This is a genomic window from Streptomyces sp. NPDC038200, from assembly GCF_055600785.1.
The window spans coordinates 59,511-77,566 of record NZ_JBVJYH010000016.1 but is presented as its reverse complement, the minus strand read 5'-3'; the positions used below and the strand labels follow the sequence as shown (position 1 = coordinate 77,566).

The following is an 18,056-nucleotide window of genomic DNA, read 5'->3' as shown; positions in this document are numbered from 1 at the left end:
TGACGCGGAGCCTCTGCGGACCCGCTGACTGAGAGCGCAGATGCAGCGTTGGGCCCCACACTCCACGGAATGTGGGGCCCACCGTGTGGCATGCGGAGGGTCAGCGTCGGGTCCAACGCTGGTTGTCGTCGCCACCGTCGCAGTTCGCGAGGATCAGCGTGGAGTCGTCGACGGTGGCGCCGCCGCTGACCTTGATGCACAGCCCTGACTGGGCTCCCTTGACGGTGCCGTCGTCCTGGAGCGTCCAATGCTGGTTCGTCTGTCCGTTGCAGTCCCATGCGATGACCGGTGTTCCGGGAGCGGTGCCCTGGCGGTAGGCGTCCAGGCACATGTCGCCGAACACCCGCAGCTCCTTGTCGGGCCAGCTCGTCCACAACTGGTTGGCAGCGCCGTGGCAGTCCCAGATGATGGCTCTGGCGCCCGCCTTGTCCGCGCCGCCTTCGACATCCATGCAGCGGTTGGAGCGGGCACCCACCAGTGACGAGGTGGTGCTGGTGACGGGAGTGCCGCCACTCACCTTGAACGCGGCGACTCCGTGTGCGGGAACGCCGGCGCTGATGTCGCCGGACGTGGTCGATGTGTCACCGGCCCACAGGTCGGCCAGCGTGAACGAGTTGCCGCTCAGCCCGATCTGGGATGCGGTTGTTCGAATGGTCGTGGTCGCGTCGCTGCGGTTGAACAAGCCGATCGCCACCGACCCGTCGGACAGCGGCTTGGCGAACACCTCAGTGTTCTCCTGAACGTCGTGACGCACCCTGCGTCCGCCCGCGCCCAGCGGATCCTGGTCCACCGCGATCAGCCGCGGGTTGCGCAGAATCTCGCTCACATCCGCCGGCATCGACCGGATGTCGTTGCCCGCGATGAGCGGTGAGCCCATCAACGCCCACAGCGCGAAGTGCGACCGCCACTCCTCCGGCTTGAGACCGGAATTCCCGACTTCCAGCATGTCGGCGTCGTTCCAGTGCTCGGGCCCGGACTGTGCGGCAAGGGGTGCGTTGATGTCGACTATGCCGGTGAAGTTCGCCCATCGGGGCTGTATGTCCTCGGTGGTCCGCCACATGTCCGCCACCTGGCTCCAGTTGTAGGTCGCCCCGGTCTTGTCGGCGTGGTAGCTGTTCGGGTTGATGCTGTAGACGATGGGCCGGCCTGTGGCACGCAGGGCGTCGCGCATCTTGGTGAACCCGGCGACCTGGTCGGCGAGGGTGCCGTCGCTGCTGCACCAGTCGTACTTCAGGTAGTCCACACCCCACGCGGCGAACTGGCGTGCGTCCTGCGTTTCGTGTCCGAGGCTGCCAGTGGATCCGGGGTAGCGGTACGTGAGGTTCGGGTTCTCCTGTGCGCAGGTCTTGGAGCCGGGTGCTTCGTAGATGCCGAACTTCAGGCCCAGGGAGTGGATGTAGTCGCCGAGCGCCTTCATGTCGGGGAACCGTTCCGAGGCGCCCTGAAGGTTGCCCTGCGCATCGCGCTGGGGGTCGAACCAGCAGTCGTCGACCACCACGTACTGGTAACCGGCTGCCCTCATGCCCGAGTCGACCATCATTTTGGCGGACTCGCGGACCAGCTCGTCGTCGATGTTGCAGCCGAAGCTGTTCCAGGTGTTCCACCCCATGGGCGGTGTGAGCGCCGGGCTGCCGGGCGCTGCGCTCGCCGGCTGGTGCGCCCCGGCTGCAAGGAGCGCCCCGACACCGGTGAGCGCGGCAACGGCAGCGCGCAGGAGACGTCGAGGGACGTAGGTGGGCGACATTGCCTCTCCTTCGATAGAAGCAGATATGCGGGTCCGGTGGGTGTGGAGCCTGCGGAGCAGGGGACGACAACTGTCGGGGCTCTCGCCGCGGCCGCTGCGGTGATGGGGGATGTCGCCCTGGGATGCACTCGGTACAGGGAGAGCGTCGAACCTTCAGTCGATGCGGATCGCGTACAGGTCGACGTACTGGTTCCTCAAGTCCGCTCTGTCCCACATCACCACGTGCCGCAGACGGCCTCGTACGTGGATTCCATGAGGAGGGTGTCAGCCCTTGTTGGCCCCGAGCGTGAGGCCGCTGACGAACTGCCGTTGGAGCGCGAAGTACACGATCAGCGTAGGGATCGCGGTGAGCAGTGCGCCGGCGGCGATCAGGTTGGGGTCGGTGAAGTACTGGCCGGAGAGGTTGTTCAGGGCCGACGTGATCGGCATGTTCTGGCCGGTCGAGATCAGCACGAGGGCCCAGAAGAAGTCGTTGTAGATCCAGATGGACAACAGGGTCGCCAGGGCGGCCATCGCCGGTCTGCACAGCGGCAGCGTGATCTGCCAGTACAGTCGCCACACTGACGCGCCGTCGACGAGGGCGGCCTCGGTCAGTTCGTGCGGCAGCGAGCGCATGTAGTTGCTCAGCACGAACGCGCAGAAGCCGGACTGGAACGCCACGTGGATGAGGACCAGGCCCAGCGCGGAGTCGTACAGCTTGCCGCTCGCGGTGATGCCCGGCAGGTCCGTGAGCAGGTACAGCCGGTACAGCGGGGTGATGATGACCTGCTGCGGGAGCAGGTTGCCCGCCGTGAAGACCAGCAGCAGCGCGAGGTTGAGTCGGAAGTCGAACCGGCTGACGTAGAAGGCGACCATCGACGACAGGAACAGCGTGAGCAGCACGGCCGGCACCGCGATCAGCAGTGTGGTGCCGAAGTAGTGCGTCATGTCCGACTGCTGGAACGCGTTCGTGAAGTTGTCCAGGCTCAGCTTGTCCGGCCAGGACACGTAGCCCTTGGCGCTGGTCTCGCTGTACGGCCGCAGGGCCGAGTAGATCGCCCACAGCAGCGGGGCGAGCCAGGCCAGGGCCGTCCCGGCGAGGAACACGTGGAGGACCAGCCGGGCAAGTCGGATCCGCCTGGAGGTGCGGGGCGGGGCGGCGGCCGAGGCGCTCACGATCGTCGTTCCTTCCGCAAGGTGCTGATCAGGTAGGGGATGATCACGGCAAGGGAGATCAGCAGCAGGACGACGGCGATGGCGGAGCCGTAACCGATGCGGCTGGACTCGCCGATGATGTTGTTGGTGATCAGGATCGAGAGCAGTTCCGTGCCCTGAGCGCCCTTGTTGAAGACGAAGACCAGGTCGAAGGCGCGCAGGGCCTCGATGACGGTGACGACCAGGATGATGCTGTTGGTGGGGCGCAGGGTCGGGAAGATGACGTTCTTGAACGTTTGCCACTCGTTCGCGCCGTCCAGGGCCGACGCCTCGCGCAGGGAGGGGTCGACGCCCTTCAGGCCGGCCAGGTACAGGATCATCAGGTAGCCGGTGTGCCGCCAGCAGGCGGCGACGAGCACAGCCCAGAGGTTGAGCTTCGGGTCACCGATCCAGTCGATGTAGTGGCCCGGCTTGTTGGCCCCGATGAGGCTGTTGATCAGGCCCGTGTCCGGGTTGTAGACCAGCTGCCACACGAAGCCGATGACCGCGAAGGACACGACGACGGGCAGGAAGAAGGCCGTCTGGTAGAACCGGCTGAACCGGATCTTCTTGTCCAGCTGTACTGCCAGGAACATCCCCAGCGGCATGGGCACGAGGAGCAGTACGGCCAGCCAGACGACGTTGTGCTCGACAGCGGGCCAGAACTGCGGGTTGTCGGTGGACAGTTCATGGAAGTTCTGCACTCCGACCCACTCGATGGAGTCGAAGCCGATGCCGTCCCAGGTGGTGAAGGCGAGCGCGATCGAGGCGAGGGCGGTCACCCAGACGAGGGCGACGTGCAGGACGGTCGGCACTCCGGCCATGAGCCACAGGGTGACCCTGTCACGGCGGGTGAGCAGCCGCCGGTGCCCCTGAGGCACGCGTACGCGCCTGTGCCGGTCATTCGTCTTTGCTTCCGGAGGCCCCGGGGGCGGGGGCGTAGGGGTAGTCCTCGCCCCCGGGGTGCTGGTGGTCTCGGTGCTTGCACCGGTGTTCGGAGTGATGGTCATGACTCAGCGAAGATCGTCTTCTTCTGGCGCTCGATGGAGGACAGGAGGCTGTCCACGCCCTTGGGGTTGCGGATGAAGTTCTGCAACGCGGGCTGCACTACCGTCGAGGTGAAGTCCGGGCGGCTGTCGCGGTCCATGAACTGGGTGAGGCTCTTGGCGCCCGAGATCATCGCGTACGCCTTCTTCTGCAGCGGCGTGTAGGAGGAGGTGGGAGCGTTGCTGGAGGCGGCGACGACGCTCGGGTCGGATGCGAGATAGAAGGACTCGGCCTGCGGGGTGCCCAGGAACTCGAGGAGCTTTACTGCACCCGCGCGGTTCTTCGGCGCCTTGGAGAGCATGAAGCCGTCGGTCGGCGCCTCGACGGTGTCCTGGCCGTAGGCGGAGTTGATCTCCGGGAAGGCGAAGAAGTCGAGGTCGTCCAGGTCGGCCTTGCTGGTGAACTGCTGCGCGACGAAGGAGCCCAGCAGGTACATGCCCGCCTTCTTGGACACCAGTGTTTGCGCGGCGTCCTGCCAGGTACGGCCGACGGCGCCGTCCTGGTGGTAGGGCAGGAACTCGGCCCAGTGGTCGAAGACTGTCTTCACCTTGGCGTCGGTCCACGACTCCCTGCCCGCCATCAGGGACTTGTGGAACTCGTGGCCGTTGAGGCGGAAGTTGATCTGGTCGAAGGTGCCCATCGCGGGCCAGCCGTCCTTGTCGCCGAACGCGATGGGGACCAGGCCGTCCTTCTTCATCTGCTTGCACAGTGCGACGAGTTCGTCCCAGGTGGTGGGGACCCTGTAGCCGTGCTGCCGGAAGACGCTCTGGCGGTAGAAGAGCGCCCACGGGTACGTGTACAGCGGCACGAAGTAGTACTTGCCGTCCTCGCCCTTGCTGAGCTGCTTCATCGCGTCGGAGAAGTTCTCGCCGATGGTCTGCCACACCTCGTCGATCGGCGAGGCGAGGCCCTTGGCCGCGAAGAACTGCATGCGGTAACCGGCGAACCAGGTGAACACGTCGTCCGGCGTGCCCTGCAGATAGGAGTTGATCTGCTCCTGGAACGTGTTGTGGTCCTTTGTGTTCACCGCGACCTTGATGCCGTCCTTCTTCTGGAAGGCCGCGTAGATGTCGGCGAACGCCTTCTTCGGCACCGCATCAGAGGCGTAGGAGCCCAGGGTGACGGTCTTCGGGTCACCACCGGCACCGCTGCTGCCGGCGCAGGCACCCAGCACGGGCACGGCCGCGCTGAGCGCTACGGCGCCGCCTGCCCCGCGCAGCAGAGTGCGGCGGCTCGGGCCGACAAGGGAGGGACCGGAGGGAGGGACTTGCATAAGAGCTCCTGGGACTGAGGACGAGCTGGCATCACGCAGCGGACCACACGGAGACACAAGGTCGACCAGAAATCAACGGGATCGAACAGCGAACCTATGAGACCCGTTCGGTCCGTCGAACGTCAAGGGCCGTGCGTCACCCTGGTGAAACGTCAGGAGAAAGGAGCAGGTGGACGGGCAGAGACACTGCGGGCAACCCTCGGAAGGTGAGCAGGAGTCATCTTCTACAAAGCCGCAAGACTGCCTTACGGCCTGCAACTTGGCCCAATAGACGAGCGCAACTCGGGGTCTGGCACTCCTCGCACTCTCATGACTTGAGGCAACCGCACGAAAGCGACAGCCTCACCTGGACCCTCACGTCTGCCGGCTTCCTTGTTCACGGTGAGGCATGGACACACGTCTGACGGCCCCCTCCTCTTGCGCCAGGAGTGAGCGAACTTGTTTGGCCTTGTTGACCTTCCCACTCCCCTCCCTGCCCCCTCCGGCGACTCCGGGCCAGACAGCGACAACAGCTGCCGCACGTCCGGGACTCGCCCGGCTGAGGAAGATCGCTGATCAATGCTCGACGCCCCGACCCGGACAGGGCAGGGGCGGGGGCGACGTCGCCGAACACACGAGCGGCGGAACCGAGTTCCCTGCGACCACGGCGACAGACCATCGCATTGACCTGCGGACCCTGCCCCCCGAGGTGTTCGCCGAGACCGGCATGGCCACGGTCCTGCGCCTCCCGCTCGGCTACCTCGAGTCCGTAACGGGCGAGGGCTGTCCCCCCGGACGGAAAGCCCAGAAGGCTCCGGCTCCTCTCCTGCGCCGAACTCGGCGATGAGGCTTCCGGACTGCTCGACCCCGTCTTGGCTTCGCTGCCGCGAAGGGTTCGACTGCTGTGACAGGGTTCGAAGGCGACCCCGGGAGATCAAGGAGTCGGCAAGCCCGGCCGCCAAGCCAGACAGGCCCTCCGGGGCAGCAGTAACCCGTGAGGCTCCACACAAGCGCGCCGATCGGTTGGCGCCCGGACGGCGAGGGAGCTATCGTCACCAAGTAGAACGACCGGTCTTCCTCCCTGTGGGGAAGGGTCTGCATCGGCCTTCCCGGCTGGGCTGCCTCCAGGCCGAGACCTGCCATCAGGTCGCCGGTGCACGTCGAAGAGAGATCAGAAGTTCCGTGAAACCAATCCGCGCCCCGGCCCAGCCGGGGCACCGCACAGAGCCGCCGCCACCTGCGGCTCCGACGGGATCAGCCTCCCGACCGGATCAGCCGGACCGCGTCCAGCAGGGTCTTGTGGGCGGCGGTCGAGTCGTCCAGGTAGCCGGCTGCCATCGCGCCGTCGTACATCATCAGCAGCGCACCGGCGGCCGACGCCGGGTCGGCGTGCCCGAGCCGGGTGAGCAGGTCCTGGAAGAGGGTGCGGATCCAGTCCCGGTGGCTTGCCACCAGGCCGCGGACCGGGTGGTCGGCGTCCGGGTACTCGGCGGCCGCGTTCAGGAACGGGGATCCGCGGAAGCCGCGCTCGCGGGCGTGCTCGGCGATCGCCTCGAAGATCAGGTCGATCGCTTCGGCGGGCGGGTATGCGGCGGCCAGCGGTTCGGCCACCTGCTTGTAGTAGGCGTCCTTGGTCACCAGATAGGCCACGACCAGGTCGTCCTTGGAGGCGAAGTGCCGGTAGAAGGTCGCCTTGGTCACCCCGGCCTCGGCGATCAACCGCTCCACGCCGATCGCGCGTACACCTTCGTAATAGAACAGCCTCGACGCGGCCCGGACCAGGCGTTCGCGAGGCGGCAGGTCTCCTTCGACCGTGCTCTCCTGACGCTTGGGGTTGGTTGTCTTCTGCCCAGTAGTACTCACTTCCCCATTGTGCCCGTGGCGCGGCCCTGAGTGGCCCCCACCCTCATACGGCCTGCCAGGGCCGTCCCCCCTGTTCCGTACGGCCCGAACAACGTGGCCGCGCATCGAAAGGTTTGAACGATGACTCGTCGTCTTGAAGGAACCGTCGCCCTGGTCACCGGCGCGTCCAGCGGCATCGGCCACGCCACCGCCCTCGAGCTTGCCGGCGAGGGCGCCTCCGTGGCCCTGGTCGGCCGGCGCGAGGACCGGCTCACCGGCCTCGCCGCGGAAATCTCCAAGGCCAGCGGCAAGGCCCTGGTCGTGCCCACCGACATCACCACCGCCGAGGCCGCCGCGGAAGCGGTCGAGCGGACCGTCGAGGGCCTGGGCCGCCTGGACACGCTGGTCAACAACGCCGGCCTCATGCTGCTCGGTCCCACCCCCGGCGCGGACCTGAACGAATGGCAGCGCATGGTCGACATCAACCTGATGGGTCTGATGTACACCAGCCACGCGGCCATCCCGCACCTGGTCAAGGCCGCCGCCGACGGGCCGCGCCGGGTCGCGGACATCGTCAACATCAGCTCGCTGAACGGCCGCAACGCCTACGCCATGATGGCCGTGTACACCGCCACCAAGTTCGGCGTCACCGGCTTCAGCGAGGCGCTGCGCCAGGAACTGGCAAAGCAGCATGTCCGTGTGTCCGTCGTCGAGCCGGGCAGCGTCGACACCGAACTGCGCAGCCACAACTCCGACGCCGTCCAGCAGCTCCTCAACGCCGGACTCGCCGACGTCGAACGGCTGCAGAGCCAGGACATCGCCGACACCGTCGGGTACATCGTCACCCGCCCCCGGCACGTGGCCGTCGCGGAACTGCTCGTACGCCCCACCGAGCAGGCCTGAGCCCGAGGCCGGGCCCGCTCCAAGGCGAACAAGGAGGCGTGGTGGCGGTCGGCACTCCTGTCGCAGCAGCCGGCACCATCGTCCCTGCCTGCCGGCTGCTGGCCACCGCCATCGCGCTCGGAGACGGCCTGCAGCATCGTCGGCAGAACGGTTCGGCTTCTGGGCCGAGGAGGCCGTCGTCCCGTACCAGGCGTTCACGGCGGCCGGCCACGAGATCGTCGTCGCCACGCCTGGTGGCGTCGTGCCGCCCGTGGACCAGGGCAGCCTGGCGCCGCCGTTCAACGGCGGCGAGGAGGGCGCGCAGAAGATGGCCGCCGACCTCGCCTCGATCAACGAGATCCAGCGCCCCTCAGGCTGCAGGACGTCGACCTCGCCGACCACGCCGCCGTCTACTACCCCGGCGGCCACGGCCCGATGGAGGACCTGGCCGTCGACGCCGCCTCCGGCAAGCTCCTCATCGACACCCTCGTCTCGGGCAAGCCGCTCGGCGTGGTCTGCCACGCCCCGGCCGCGCTGCTGGCCGCCACCCTGACCGACGGCAGCAACGCCTTCGCCGGCTACCGGCTCACCGGCTTCAGCAACGCCGAGGAGACCCAGGGCGGTCTCGCGGCCGGCGCCAAGTGGCTGCTCCAGGACCGCCTGGTCGAGATCGGCGCGGACTACCAGGAGGGCGAGCCGTGGGCCCCGCATGTGGTCGTCGACCACAACCTGGTCACCGGTCAGAACCCGGCTTCCGCGGGGCCCGTTGCAGCCGAGATGCTCAACGAGCTGCCGTGACCCAGGAATCCGGACCGACGCCACGCCGTCCGCGCCCGCGCTGACATCCGCCTGCCTACCTGACTGGACACTCGCGCCCCTCCCCGTACGGAAGGCATCTGCAGAAAGGAAGTCCAACGCTCTGCTGCGGTTGGCCCAGCGCAGCGCTTCACGGCATCTACAACCCCGACGACCGCGACATCGCGGCCAAGCGATCAAGGCGTTCACGCTCTACAGCGCGCAGTTCCCCGACGCGGAGAAGAAGATCATCGGCCTCGAGGCCGAGCTGCCGGCGCAGACAACCTCCCCGCTGGACACTGACCCGCTGCGGACGGCCAACCCCATCGAGCCCACCCTCGCCACCGACCGCCCACGCGTGAAGGTTACTTGTGCGGCGCCGGTCCGCGCGCCAGTCATCGCTCGATTGTTCGACAGAACAGCACCGCGCACATCAACGCGGGAAGACGACCGTCAGCAGGCGGAAGAGTTCGGCGCGCTCCTCGTCGGACAGCTGGTCCAGGCCGGTCTGCGTCTGCTCCATCCGTTCTCGGATCGTGTCGATGGCCTTCTCGCCCACCTCGGTGAGGGCGACGTTCTTCACGCGGCGATCGGTGGCGCTGACCTCGCGCCGGACCAGATCTCGCCTTTCAAGCCGGTCGATGATCCCGGTCATGTTCGACGCGTCGCAGGCGAGGGTCTGCGCGAGCGAGCGCATCGAGGCGGGACCGCGGCGCAGCACCGCGAGGGTCTTTGCCTGACTGGAGGTGAGGCCCGTATCCGCGGCGGCGGCCGTGAAGTCGGCGTAGTGCGTGCTGACCGAGTGGGCGAGCAGCTCCATGAGCAGGGCCTTGGACGGGATGGACGGCATAGGTCGAGCGTACCGCGAAAAGCTTGAGCCCCTCAATCTTTGACATTCACCATCTCCACTTGTTTCATGTCCTCAAGTATCGAGTACCTCAACGGTTTGGGTCCTAGACCATCGATGCATCCATCCTTTGGCAACCTTCCACCGGAAAGAAGACCGTGAAGTCCTCCCTTGCCACCGCGCCGGAGCGCCGCACCGGCAGCCTCAGCCTCGTCCTGGTGCTGGGTCTCGCCGCCATGGTCGTGTCGATGATGCAGACCCTGGTCATCCCGATCCTCGGCATCATCCAGAACGATCTCGGCGCCACCACGGCCGAGGTCAGCTGGGTCACCACGGCCACGCTGCTGTCGGCCGCGGTCTTCACGCCACTGCTGGGCCGCCTCGGCGACCAGCACGGCACGAAGCCGACCCTGCTCGGCGTGCTGGTGGTCATGGTCGTCGGAAGCGTGCTCGCCGCCACCACGAGCTCCATGCTGCTGCTCATCGCGGCCCGCGTGATGCAGGGCGCCGCCACCGCGATCTTCCCGCTCGCGCTGTCCGTGCTGCGCCAAGAGGTCGAGCCCGCGCGACTGCCCGGCGCCATGGCCCTGGTCAGCGGCACGCTCGGGGTCGGCAGCGGCCTCGCCCTGGTCAGCGCCGGACTCCTGACGCAGGGTGCGCACCCCGACTACCACCAGGTCTTCTGGCTGGCGGCAGCCCTCGCCACCATCGCCCTCATCGCGGTTGCCCTCGCCGTGCCCGCGCCCCGCACCCGGACCGGCGGCCGCACCGACTGGCTCGGCGCCACCGGCCTCGCCCTTGTGCTCGTCCTGCTCCTGCTGCCCATCTCGCAGGGCCACACCTGGGGCTGGACCTCACCGCGCACGCTCGCCCTCTTCGTCGGCGCCGCCGTCACCACGGTCCTCTGGGTCGTCGTCGAGCGCGCGGTCCGCGACCCCCTGGTCGACATGAAGATGTTCGTCCACCGCCCGGTCCTGTTCACCAACATCGCCGGACTGCTCGTCGGATTCGCCATGTTTGCGCAGTTCATCGGCGTCTCCTACCTCGTCCAGACACCCGCTGAGATCGCCGGCTACGGCTTCGGCGCCTCCGTCCTGCGTGCCTCCGTCCTCTACCTGCTGCCCTCCGCCCTCATCTCGCTCGTGGCCGCCCAGTTCGGAGGAATGCTGGTACGCCGCATCGGCGCGCGCCTCACCCTCGCCGCCGGTGCCGCCTTCGGCGTCATCGGTTTCGCGTGGCTGACCCTCGCCCACGACACCACCGCGTCGGTGATCCTGGCCGGCATGGTCGTCGGCGTTGCCATCAGCTTCGGCTACGCCGCGATGCCCGCCCTGATCGTGGCGGGCGTTCCCCACCACCAGACCGGCATCGCCAACGGCATCAACTCCATCTCCCGCTCCACCGGCAGCGCGATCGGCAGCGCGGTCATCACCTCGCTGCTCGCCTCCAAGACGCTCGACAACCTGCCCCCCGGAGTCCCCGCACTGCCCGCCGAGAGCCAGTACACCCTGAGCTTCGCCCTCGCCGGCATGGCGTTCGTCCTCGTCATTGGTGTGGCCATGGTCGGCCTGGCGATCCGCCGCAGGTCCACCTCGTCCGCCACCGACACGGCCGCCCTGCCAGACGACAGCGAAGCCACATCCGCGCCGTCGGGCGACGGCGAACCCACGAGCGCACGCACGGCCGCCACGGTCTAACCGCACCACGTACGGCCGCGACTTCCCTGCAGCCGGATGCCGACCGGCTTTCCCTCCTGACCGAACAGGACACGACGACCGTGACCGTCACCAAGTCAGCCTTCACCCTCGACGACACCTTCACCGCCGCCGAAGCCGCCGCGCTGGTGGACCAGCTGCGCGCTGCCTTCCGCACCGGCCGTACCAAGCCCCTGGCCTGGCGCCGGAAACAGCTGACCCGCCTGCGTGACCTGCTCACCGACAACCGCGTGGCGATAGCCGACGCCCTCTACGCCGACCTGCGCAAGAACCGCGCCGAGGCCGACGCCATGGAGATCGACCTCACGATCGTCGAGATCGACGACTACCTGGAGCACCTGGAGGAGTGGACCGCCCCGCAAGCGGCGCCGGTGACGGTGCCCGGAATACCCGGCAGCACCGCCCGCACCGAGTTCGACCCCCTGGGTGTCGCCCTGATCATCTCGGCGTGGAACTACCCGATCAATCTGCTGCTGGTGCCCGTGGCGGGCGCGCTCGCCGCCGGGAACGCGGTCGTCATCAAGCCCGCCGACTACGCCGCCCACACCTCGGCGCTGCTGGCCGAGCTGCTGCCCGCGTATCTCGACACCGACGCGACCGCGGTCGTCGAGGGCGGCGCGCCGGTGACCACCGTGCTGCTGGAGCAGCACTTCGACCACATCTTCTACACCGGCAACGGCACGGTCGGCCGCATCGTGATGACCGCCGCCGCGAAGAACCTCACCCCCGTCGTCCTCGAACTCGGCGGCAAATCACCGGTGTTCGTGGACCGGGACGCCGACATCGCCACAGTCGCGCAGCGCCTGGCGCAGACGAAGTTCGCCAATGCCGGACAGACCTGCGTCGCCCCCGACTACGTCCTGACCGACCCGGACACCGCGACCGAACTGCAGGCCGCCCTGGCCCTCGTGATCAAGGGGTTGTTCGGTGAGGACCCGCAGACCTCCGACGCCTACGGACGGATCATCAACGAGCGGCACTTCGACCGGCTGTCCGCGCTGCTGGGCTCCGGCCGGACGGTCACCGGCGGGCAGACCGACCGCACGGACAAGTACATCGCCCCGACCGTGCTCGTCGATGTCCGGGCCGACGATCCCGTGATGCAGGAAGAGATCTTCGGCCCCATCCTGCCGATCCTGACCGTGGCCGACCTGGACGAGGCGATCGCGTTCATTACCGGGCGCGACAAGCCGCTCGCCCTGTACGCCTTCACCGAGAACGACACCACCAAGCACCGCCTCGCCGCCGAGACCTCTTCGGGCGGCCTCAACTTCGGCCTGCCGATGCACCACCTCGCCGTGCCGACCCTCCCCTTCGGCGGCGTCGGCGAGAGCGGCATGGGCAACTACCACGGCCGCTACTCGATCGAGACGTTCAGCCACCGCAAGGCCGTCCTCGACGTCCCGCTGAACTGAACCATCCCCTCAGGGCGGCGGCACGCGATTCCACCTGGCGACCTCATGCGCGCGCCGCCGTCCGGCAGCCCTCGGAAGAAGGCACCGCGTGCGCGGCTTCGTGGGCGTTGCCGTTCGACCATCGTCGTCGCCAAGTTCACCCACCCACCGGGCCCTGTTGCTCGACAAGATCAGCAACACGCCCACCCTCGACCAAATCGAGCTGCCTCCGCACTTCTCCCAGGACGAGAGCATGACCGCTGCCGCCGAACTGACATCGCTGCATGCCTCCCAAGAGGCCAACGGCCTCGAACCCCATAGCAAGGAGCGGAAACGCATCATGGACCACACGCTGCTGGAGCGGCTCGGCGCCGGCAAGTACATGCTGGTCACCAGCTACCGCAAGAACGGCGCCCCGGTCGCCACCCCGGTGTGGGTGGTGCGCGACGGTGACACGCTGGGCGTACGGACCCCCGCCGACTCCTGGAAGGTCAAGCGGATCCGGGCCCGCGGCGACATCCTCGTCGGCCCCTGCGACCTGCGCGGCAACCCGACGGGCGAACAGGTCCCGGCCACCGCCGAGATCGTCGACCAGGCGACCGGCGCCCGCTACCGCTCCCTCATCGCACGCAAGTACGGCATCCTCGGCCGCCTCATGATCCTGGAAAGCCGACTCCGGGGAGGGGACAGCACGCTGGGCATCCGTGTGCGGCTCGCCTCGTAGCGGGTGACGTATCCACGGCTCTCGGTCCGGTGAGGCTCGCCGAGGAGCTGGAAGATCGGGTGCCGCACTTCACCCACGTACCGCTGCAACCAGCCGGCACGGACGTACTTCCCGTGCCGGCCCGTGGAGTACTCCGTCATCCCGCGTTGTCGGGGCCGCCACTGCTTCGCGTATTCCGCGACCGTCTGCTGACCGAGTTCCCGGCGGGCCTCGGTAACGGACGGCTCCGTCTTCCCTTTCTCCGCGTGGACCTGCAGGGCGCCGAGCGGGGCAGCCGGCCCCTGCCACGGGCACGGGTCAGCAAGCCGGGCATCATCCGGCCTGATGCTGACGGTTGCCGACCTGGAGGCGGCCATCAGGGCTCTGAATTGCGGAAACGCCCAAACGCTAGATCTTGGACTTGAACAGAGTACGCAGCACTTTGGACTCCTGGAAGACGGCTCCCTGCCTGCTTTCTGCAGGTCAGGGGCGTCCTTCACTGTACGTCGGCATATCTTCCACTCGAAGACCTTCTAGAACATCGTGCGCCGTGGCGAGCGGGGCTTCTCACCTGCGCCATCTGCGCGAAGCAGGCTGCCGGGAAGCCCTCAGCCGGGAGCATGGACGGAAGGCTGCCCCAGTCCAATGCCGATTGGATGCCGACCTACCCCCATGAGTCGTCAGGTAGATCGAGAGGTCCAGCGCAAGTTGCGAACTGGGGTCAGTACATCCTGGTAGTGCTCCAAGATGGCCCGGCCGGCTGACCCATGCCACTCCCGCCAGTGCCGCGGTCGCGAAGGCGTCATCCAGATCGCCGTGTACCGCCGCACAGGTGTCCCGGCCGGGAGCGCTGTATGGGTATTCGGGGTCGTCGCTGTCGTGGACTCGAGGCGCCCGACTCTCGGTGACCGCCGCCGCTTCGCCCCACGGCGCGAGCCTCAAATCGAGTGAGCTGCGCCCGGGCAGGTAGACGGCCTGGTGGGCGAAGGCGTGGATCAGCGCCTGGGTGACACCGTGGGTGCCGTATCGGCCAGAGCTTACGACTGCCTCTGCCTCTTCGGCGACGACGCGGAAGGTGATGATCGGATCGATCTGCGCGGCTCGAACGGTTCAGCGATGGCCCTCAGGACTTGTAGAGCGTCGTCGGCACGTCCTTCGTCGGCACGTCCCTCGTCGGCGAGGCTGAGCAGCCGGTAGCCAACGAGGGTTGTGCGGTCGAGGGCCTGCTGTGGTGTACCGGTTCCGTAAGGCTGCTGACGCCATTCTGGTGCCGGTGATCATCCGATGAGGGTGCGCAGGACCGGAACGCTGCCGCCGGCGCTGGACACACCCGCGATGGCAGCCGCCGCGACCGAGGCCCCGGTGAGGACCGTCAGACAGCCGATGACCATGCCGATGACGACGGCTGCCAGGAGGACGACGGCGGTGTGTAGGGACAGGAAGGTGTCAGGTGGAGTGGACATGCCTCGACTCTGGCCCTCTTCACCACTCTGACCTGCAGGGATCGAACGGATCCGGCGAACGCCGATCACTCACGCAACTCCTCCGTACGTGGTGGGTGTTCGGCCGAACACCCACCACACGACCGCGTCCCGCACGGGTTGTACGAGACTGTTCCGTCAAGTTCGGTGCTGTTCGGCCCGAAGGTCCCTATGCTGCCGTTGACTTGGGACAACGTGGGGGACGAAGCCCATGGCAGAGCATGCCGAGGCCACCGACCGGGCGGGCACGTACGAGGAGGCGCTGCGGGATCAGGCTGCTCACCTGAGCCGCCTGCGGGTGGAGCGGGGCAATCCGTCGCTGCGTGCCATCGAGGCCCGCGCGCGAAAGCTGTTCGCCCAGGAGCAGGCATCGTTGCCGATCGCCACACAAAGCGCGGCGCTCGGCGGCAAGTACGTGAGCGTGGACAAGGTGATGCTGCTCGTTCGCACGCTGCTGTCCTGGGACGAGTACGGCCAGGAGTGCCCACCGCCCGACCGTAGATCGCCCGTGCTGGAGCCGTGGCGTGACCGGTGGGTCGCCGTCGCGTCAGCACGGCCGACGCGACGACCGGCTCATCCGGTGCGGCAGGAGCCGGTGAGCGGTCCGCCGGAAACCTCGCCCACGGCAGCGTCCTCGCCCCGCTACGCCCTCGCCTACGCGCCACTGGTGCACACGGGCCCGGTCGTGTCGGCGGCGTTCTCCCCGGACGGGCGGCTGCTCGCCACGGGGAGCGCGGACAACACCGTACGGCTGTGGGACTCCTCTTCCGGGGCTCCGGCCGGGGAGGCCCTCGCCGGCCATACCGAGGGGGTGGCGTCGGTGATGTTCTCGCCCGACGGACGGCTGCTGGCCACCGCGAGCGCCGATCACACGGTGCGCCTGTGGGACACCGTATCCAGGGCGCCGGTCGGCGACCCCCTCGGTGGCCACACCGACGAGGTCTGGTCGGTGGCGTTCTCCCCGGACGGGCGGCTCCTGGCCACCGCGAGCGCGGACGAGACCGTACGGCTGTGGGACACCACCACGCGCACACCGGTGGGAGATGCCCTCACCGGCCACGGCGATCCGGTCTGGTCGGTGGCGTTCTCCCCCGACGGGCGCCTCCTCGCCACGGCGAGCCGCGACAAGACCGTGCGCCTGTGGGACCCGGCCACCGGCACCCTCGTCGGCAGACCGCTCATCGGTCATACCGACGACGTCGAGTCGGTGGCGTTCTCCCCCGACGGGCGCCTGCTGGCGACTGCCTCGTCGGACGGAACGGTGCGGCTGTGGGACATGCTCACCGGCGCCGCGGCCCTCGCCCCGCTCACCGGTCACACCGGCCCGGTCTTCTCGGTGGCGTTCTCCCCCGACGGCCGACTGCTGGCCACCGCCAGCCGGGACAGGACCGTGCGGCTGTGGGAGCCCGCGACCGGGGTGCCGATCGGTGAACCGCTGGACGGGCACACCGATCAGGTCTGGTCGGTCGCCTTCTCTCCGGACGGGCGCATGCTCGCCACCGCCGGTCACGACAGCACGGTGCGTGTCCACCGGCATGGTGAGCCTCGCACTCCGGCACCCGTCGCCGTGGCCGCCTCGGCCCTACGAGCGGTCGAACACGCCCTCTCGCAGGGGCACCCTGTGGCCCTGCCCGCCCTGCACGCGGGTTGCGGAGGCCCCGTCTTCTCGGTGGCGTTCTCCCCGGACGGCCGTCTGCTCGCCTCCGCGGGCGCCGACGAGACCGTGCGGTTGTGGGACCCGGTCACCCGCGCCCCGGCCGGCGATCCCCTCACCGGGCACACCGGCCAGGTCCGGTCGGTGGCGTTCTCCCCCGACGGGCGCCTCCTCGCCACCGCCGGCGACGACGAAACCGTCCGCCTGTGGGACCCGGCCACCCGCCTCCCCATCGGCAACCCGCTGACCGTTCAGGACGGCTCCTGCCTGTCGGTGGCGATGTCCCCCGACGGACGCACCCTCGCCTGCGCGAGCAACGACCCCCATCTGTGGGACACGAAGACGGGCCTCCCCCTCGGCGAACCCCTGTCCGGTCACACCGACAGCATCGAATCCGTGGCGTTCTCCCCCGACGGGCGCCTCCTCGCCACCGCCGGCGACGACGAAACCGTCCGCCTGTGGGACCTGGCCACCCGCCTCCCCATCGGCAACCCGCTGACCGGCCACGAGGGCAGCGTCGCATGCGTGACGTTCTCCCCCGACGGACGGCTGCTGGCCACCGCGAGCCACGACGGGACGGTCCGCCTGTGGGATGCCGTGACCGGCGCCCCCGCCCGTGAATCCCTCACCGGCCACACCGGCCCGGTCCTCTCCGTGGCGTTCTCACCCGACGGATATCTGCTGGCCACCGCGAGTGGCGACGGCACCGTACGGCTGTGGAACACGCTCACCCGACGCCCCGTCGGCGAACCCCTGGCCGGCCACACCGACCGGATCCGCTCCGTCGCGTTCTCCCCCGACGGCCACTTCCTCGCCTCGGCCGGAAGCGACGGGATTGTGCGCTTGTGGGCAGGCCGTTTCCGACTGCCAGTGGTTCATCCGTCCGGTTGAGGCTCACCCCCGGTTCCGAAGCGTCTGAGTGCGGCACGGGGCGCGAGCAGACGGTCAACGTCCTCCTCGCTGCTGTGGGGGAGCACGTTCCGAACCGCTTCGCGGACCAGCTCGGCAATTCCCTCGTCGTACCCCATAAGACGGCTTCCCTCGTCATGGGTGTCGTCTCCCGGACGATCGCCGGCGGGCCCGCCGCCACCAGCAAGCGAGCCCCAACGGCCCGCCGGGGTCGGCTCGGCGGACCGCGTCGGAGATGACGTTCGTGTTGCGCCGTGCGGTCTCCGAGCGGTCCGGAGCGGCGAGGGAGAGCAGGCCCGCTGTGTCGGTCCCCTCGACGAGGAGCACCAGCGGAGCAGGAAGAAGAGACCGCTCAGTCCTACGGCGACGGACATGGAACGCCGGGCGGCGGGCACGTCCCGGCCGGCGCTGACGCGCAGGATCAGGTGGGGCGTCGTCGTGGTGCCGAGGATGACGACGATGCGGTCGCTGATCGCGGCCGCCTCCCCAAAGGGCGTCCGCAGTGGAGTCCTGTCATCCCGTGGAGAACCCTCCGCCCCAAGCGGCCGCACCCATGAACGCCGGTCCGGCCGGCCCGGGGGCGACGGGATACAGTGCGCGAGACGGCAGCCTGGTCAG

12 protein-coding genes and 1 pseudogene are annotated in these 18,056 nt (G+C 68.5%); 6 read left to right on the top strand and 7 right to left on the bottom strand.

Annotated elements, in window-relative coordinates; all coding sequences use genetic code 11:
• Nucleotides 1–100: 100 nt before the first annotated feature.
• From ACZ7KF_RS28495 to ACZ7KF_RS28475, 5 genes are all read right to left on the bottom strand, one after another.
• Entirely contained in the window at nt 101–1,744 is a 1,644-nt protein-coding gene (locus tag ACZ7KF_RS28495) for a glycoside hydrolase family 27 protein (protein WP_471080920.1), read from the bottom strand.
• Between the two features lie 264 nt (nt 1,745–2,008).
• Nucleotides 2,009–2,899 carry a carbohydrate ABC transporter permease gene (locus tag ACZ7KF_RS28490; RefSeq protein ID WP_471080917.1) on the bottom strand — a complete coding sequence of 297 codons (891 nt, stop codon included), beginning with the start codon at nt 2,897–2,899 and terminating at the stop codon, nt 2,009–2,011.
• Nucleotides 2,896–3,927 (bottom strand): carbohydrate ABC transporter permease, encoded by a 1,032-nt coding sequence (locus tag ACZ7KF_RS28485; protein ID WP_471080913.1) that lies wholly within the window; start codon nt 3,925–3,927, stop codon nt 2,896–2,898. Before ACZ7KF_RS28485 ends, ACZ7KF_RS28490 begins: the two co-directional genes overlap by 4 nt.
• Complete coding sequence (locus ACZ7KF_RS28480) at nt 3,924–5,237, bottom strand: ABC transporter substrate-binding protein (RefSeq protein WP_471080910.1); 1,314 nt, start codon at nt 5,235–5,237, stop codon at nt 3,924–3,926. Before ACZ7KF_RS28480 ends, ACZ7KF_RS28485 begins: the two co-directional genes overlap by 4 nt.
• 1,233 nt (nt 5,238–6,470) lie before the next feature.
• Nucleotides 6,471–7,079 (bottom strand): TetR/AcrR family transcriptional regulator, encoded by a 609-nt coding sequence (locus ACZ7KF_RS28475; RefSeq protein ID WP_471080907.1) that lies wholly within the window; start codon nt 7,077–7,079, stop codon nt 6,471–6,473.
• 120 nt (nt 7,080–7,199) lie between these two features.
• On the opposite strand from ACZ7KF_RS28475, the gene ACZ7KF_RS28470 reads away from it, so the two are divergent.
• Nucleotides 7,200–7,961 carry an SDR family NAD(P)-dependent oxidoreductase gene (locus tag ACZ7KF_RS28470; RefSeq protein WP_471080904.1) on the top strand — a complete coding sequence of 254 codons (762 nt, stop codon included), beginning with the start codon at nt 7,200–7,202 and terminating at the stop codon, nt 7,959–7,961.
• Between the two features lie 88 nt (nt 7,962–8,049).
• Nucleotides 8,050–8,738, top strand: a pseudogene (locus ACZ7KF_RS28465) (type 1 glutamine amidotransferase domain-containing protein).
• Nucleotides 8,739–9,168: 430 nt separating this feature from the next.
• Here the strand turns inward: ACZ7KF_RS28465 and ACZ7KF_RS28460 are convergent.
• Complete coding sequence (locus ACZ7KF_RS28460) at nt 9,169–9,585, bottom strand: MarR family winged helix-turn-helix transcriptional regulator (RefSeq protein WP_471080901.1); 417 nt, start codon at nt 9,583–9,585, stop codon at nt 9,169–9,171.
• A 155-nt stretch (nt 9,586–9,740) separates the two neighbouring features.
• Between ACZ7KF_RS28460 and ACZ7KF_RS28455 the strand changes: the two genes are divergently transcribed.
• From ACZ7KF_RS28455 to ACZ7KF_RS28445, 3 genes are all read left to right on the top strand, one after another.
• A complete protein-coding gene (locus ACZ7KF_RS28455; RefSeq protein ID WP_471080898.1) occupies nt 9,741–11,279 on the top strand; it encodes an MFS transporter in 1,539 nt (512 codons plus the stop codon).
• Between the two features lie 80 nt (nt 11,280–11,359).
• Complete coding sequence (locus tag ACZ7KF_RS28450) at nt 11,360–12,712, top strand: aldehyde dehydrogenase family protein (protein WP_471080895.1); 1,353 nt, start codon at nt 11,360–11,362, stop codon at nt 12,710–12,712.
• A 319-nt stretch (nt 12,713–13,031) separates the two neighbouring features.
• Entirely contained in the window at nt 13,032–13,415 is a 384-nt protein-coding gene (locus tag ACZ7KF_RS28445; protein WP_471081305.1) for a PPOX class F420-dependent oxidoreductase, read from the top strand.
• 1,256 nt (nt 13,416–14,671) lie between these two features.
• Here ACZ7KF_RS28445 and ACZ7KF_RS28440 read toward each other — a convergent pair.
• Nucleotides 14,672–14,857: a hypothetical protein gene (locus tag ACZ7KF_RS28440; protein WP_471080892.1), complete on the bottom strand. Its 186-nt coding sequence runs from the start codon at nt 14,855–14,857 to the stop codon at nt 14,672–14,674.
• Nucleotides 14,858–15,086: 229 nt separating this feature from the next.
• Here ACZ7KF_RS28440 and ACZ7KF_RS28435 point away from each other — a divergent pair, with 229 nt between their 5' ends.
• Nucleotides 15,087–17,420, top strand: coding sequence for a WD40 repeat domain-containing protein (locus tag ACZ7KF_RS28435; protein ID WP_471080889.1), 2,334 nt, complete (start codon nt 15,087–15,089; stop codon nt 17,418–17,420).
• The last annotated feature ends 636 nt before the right edge of the window (nt 17,421–18,056 follow it).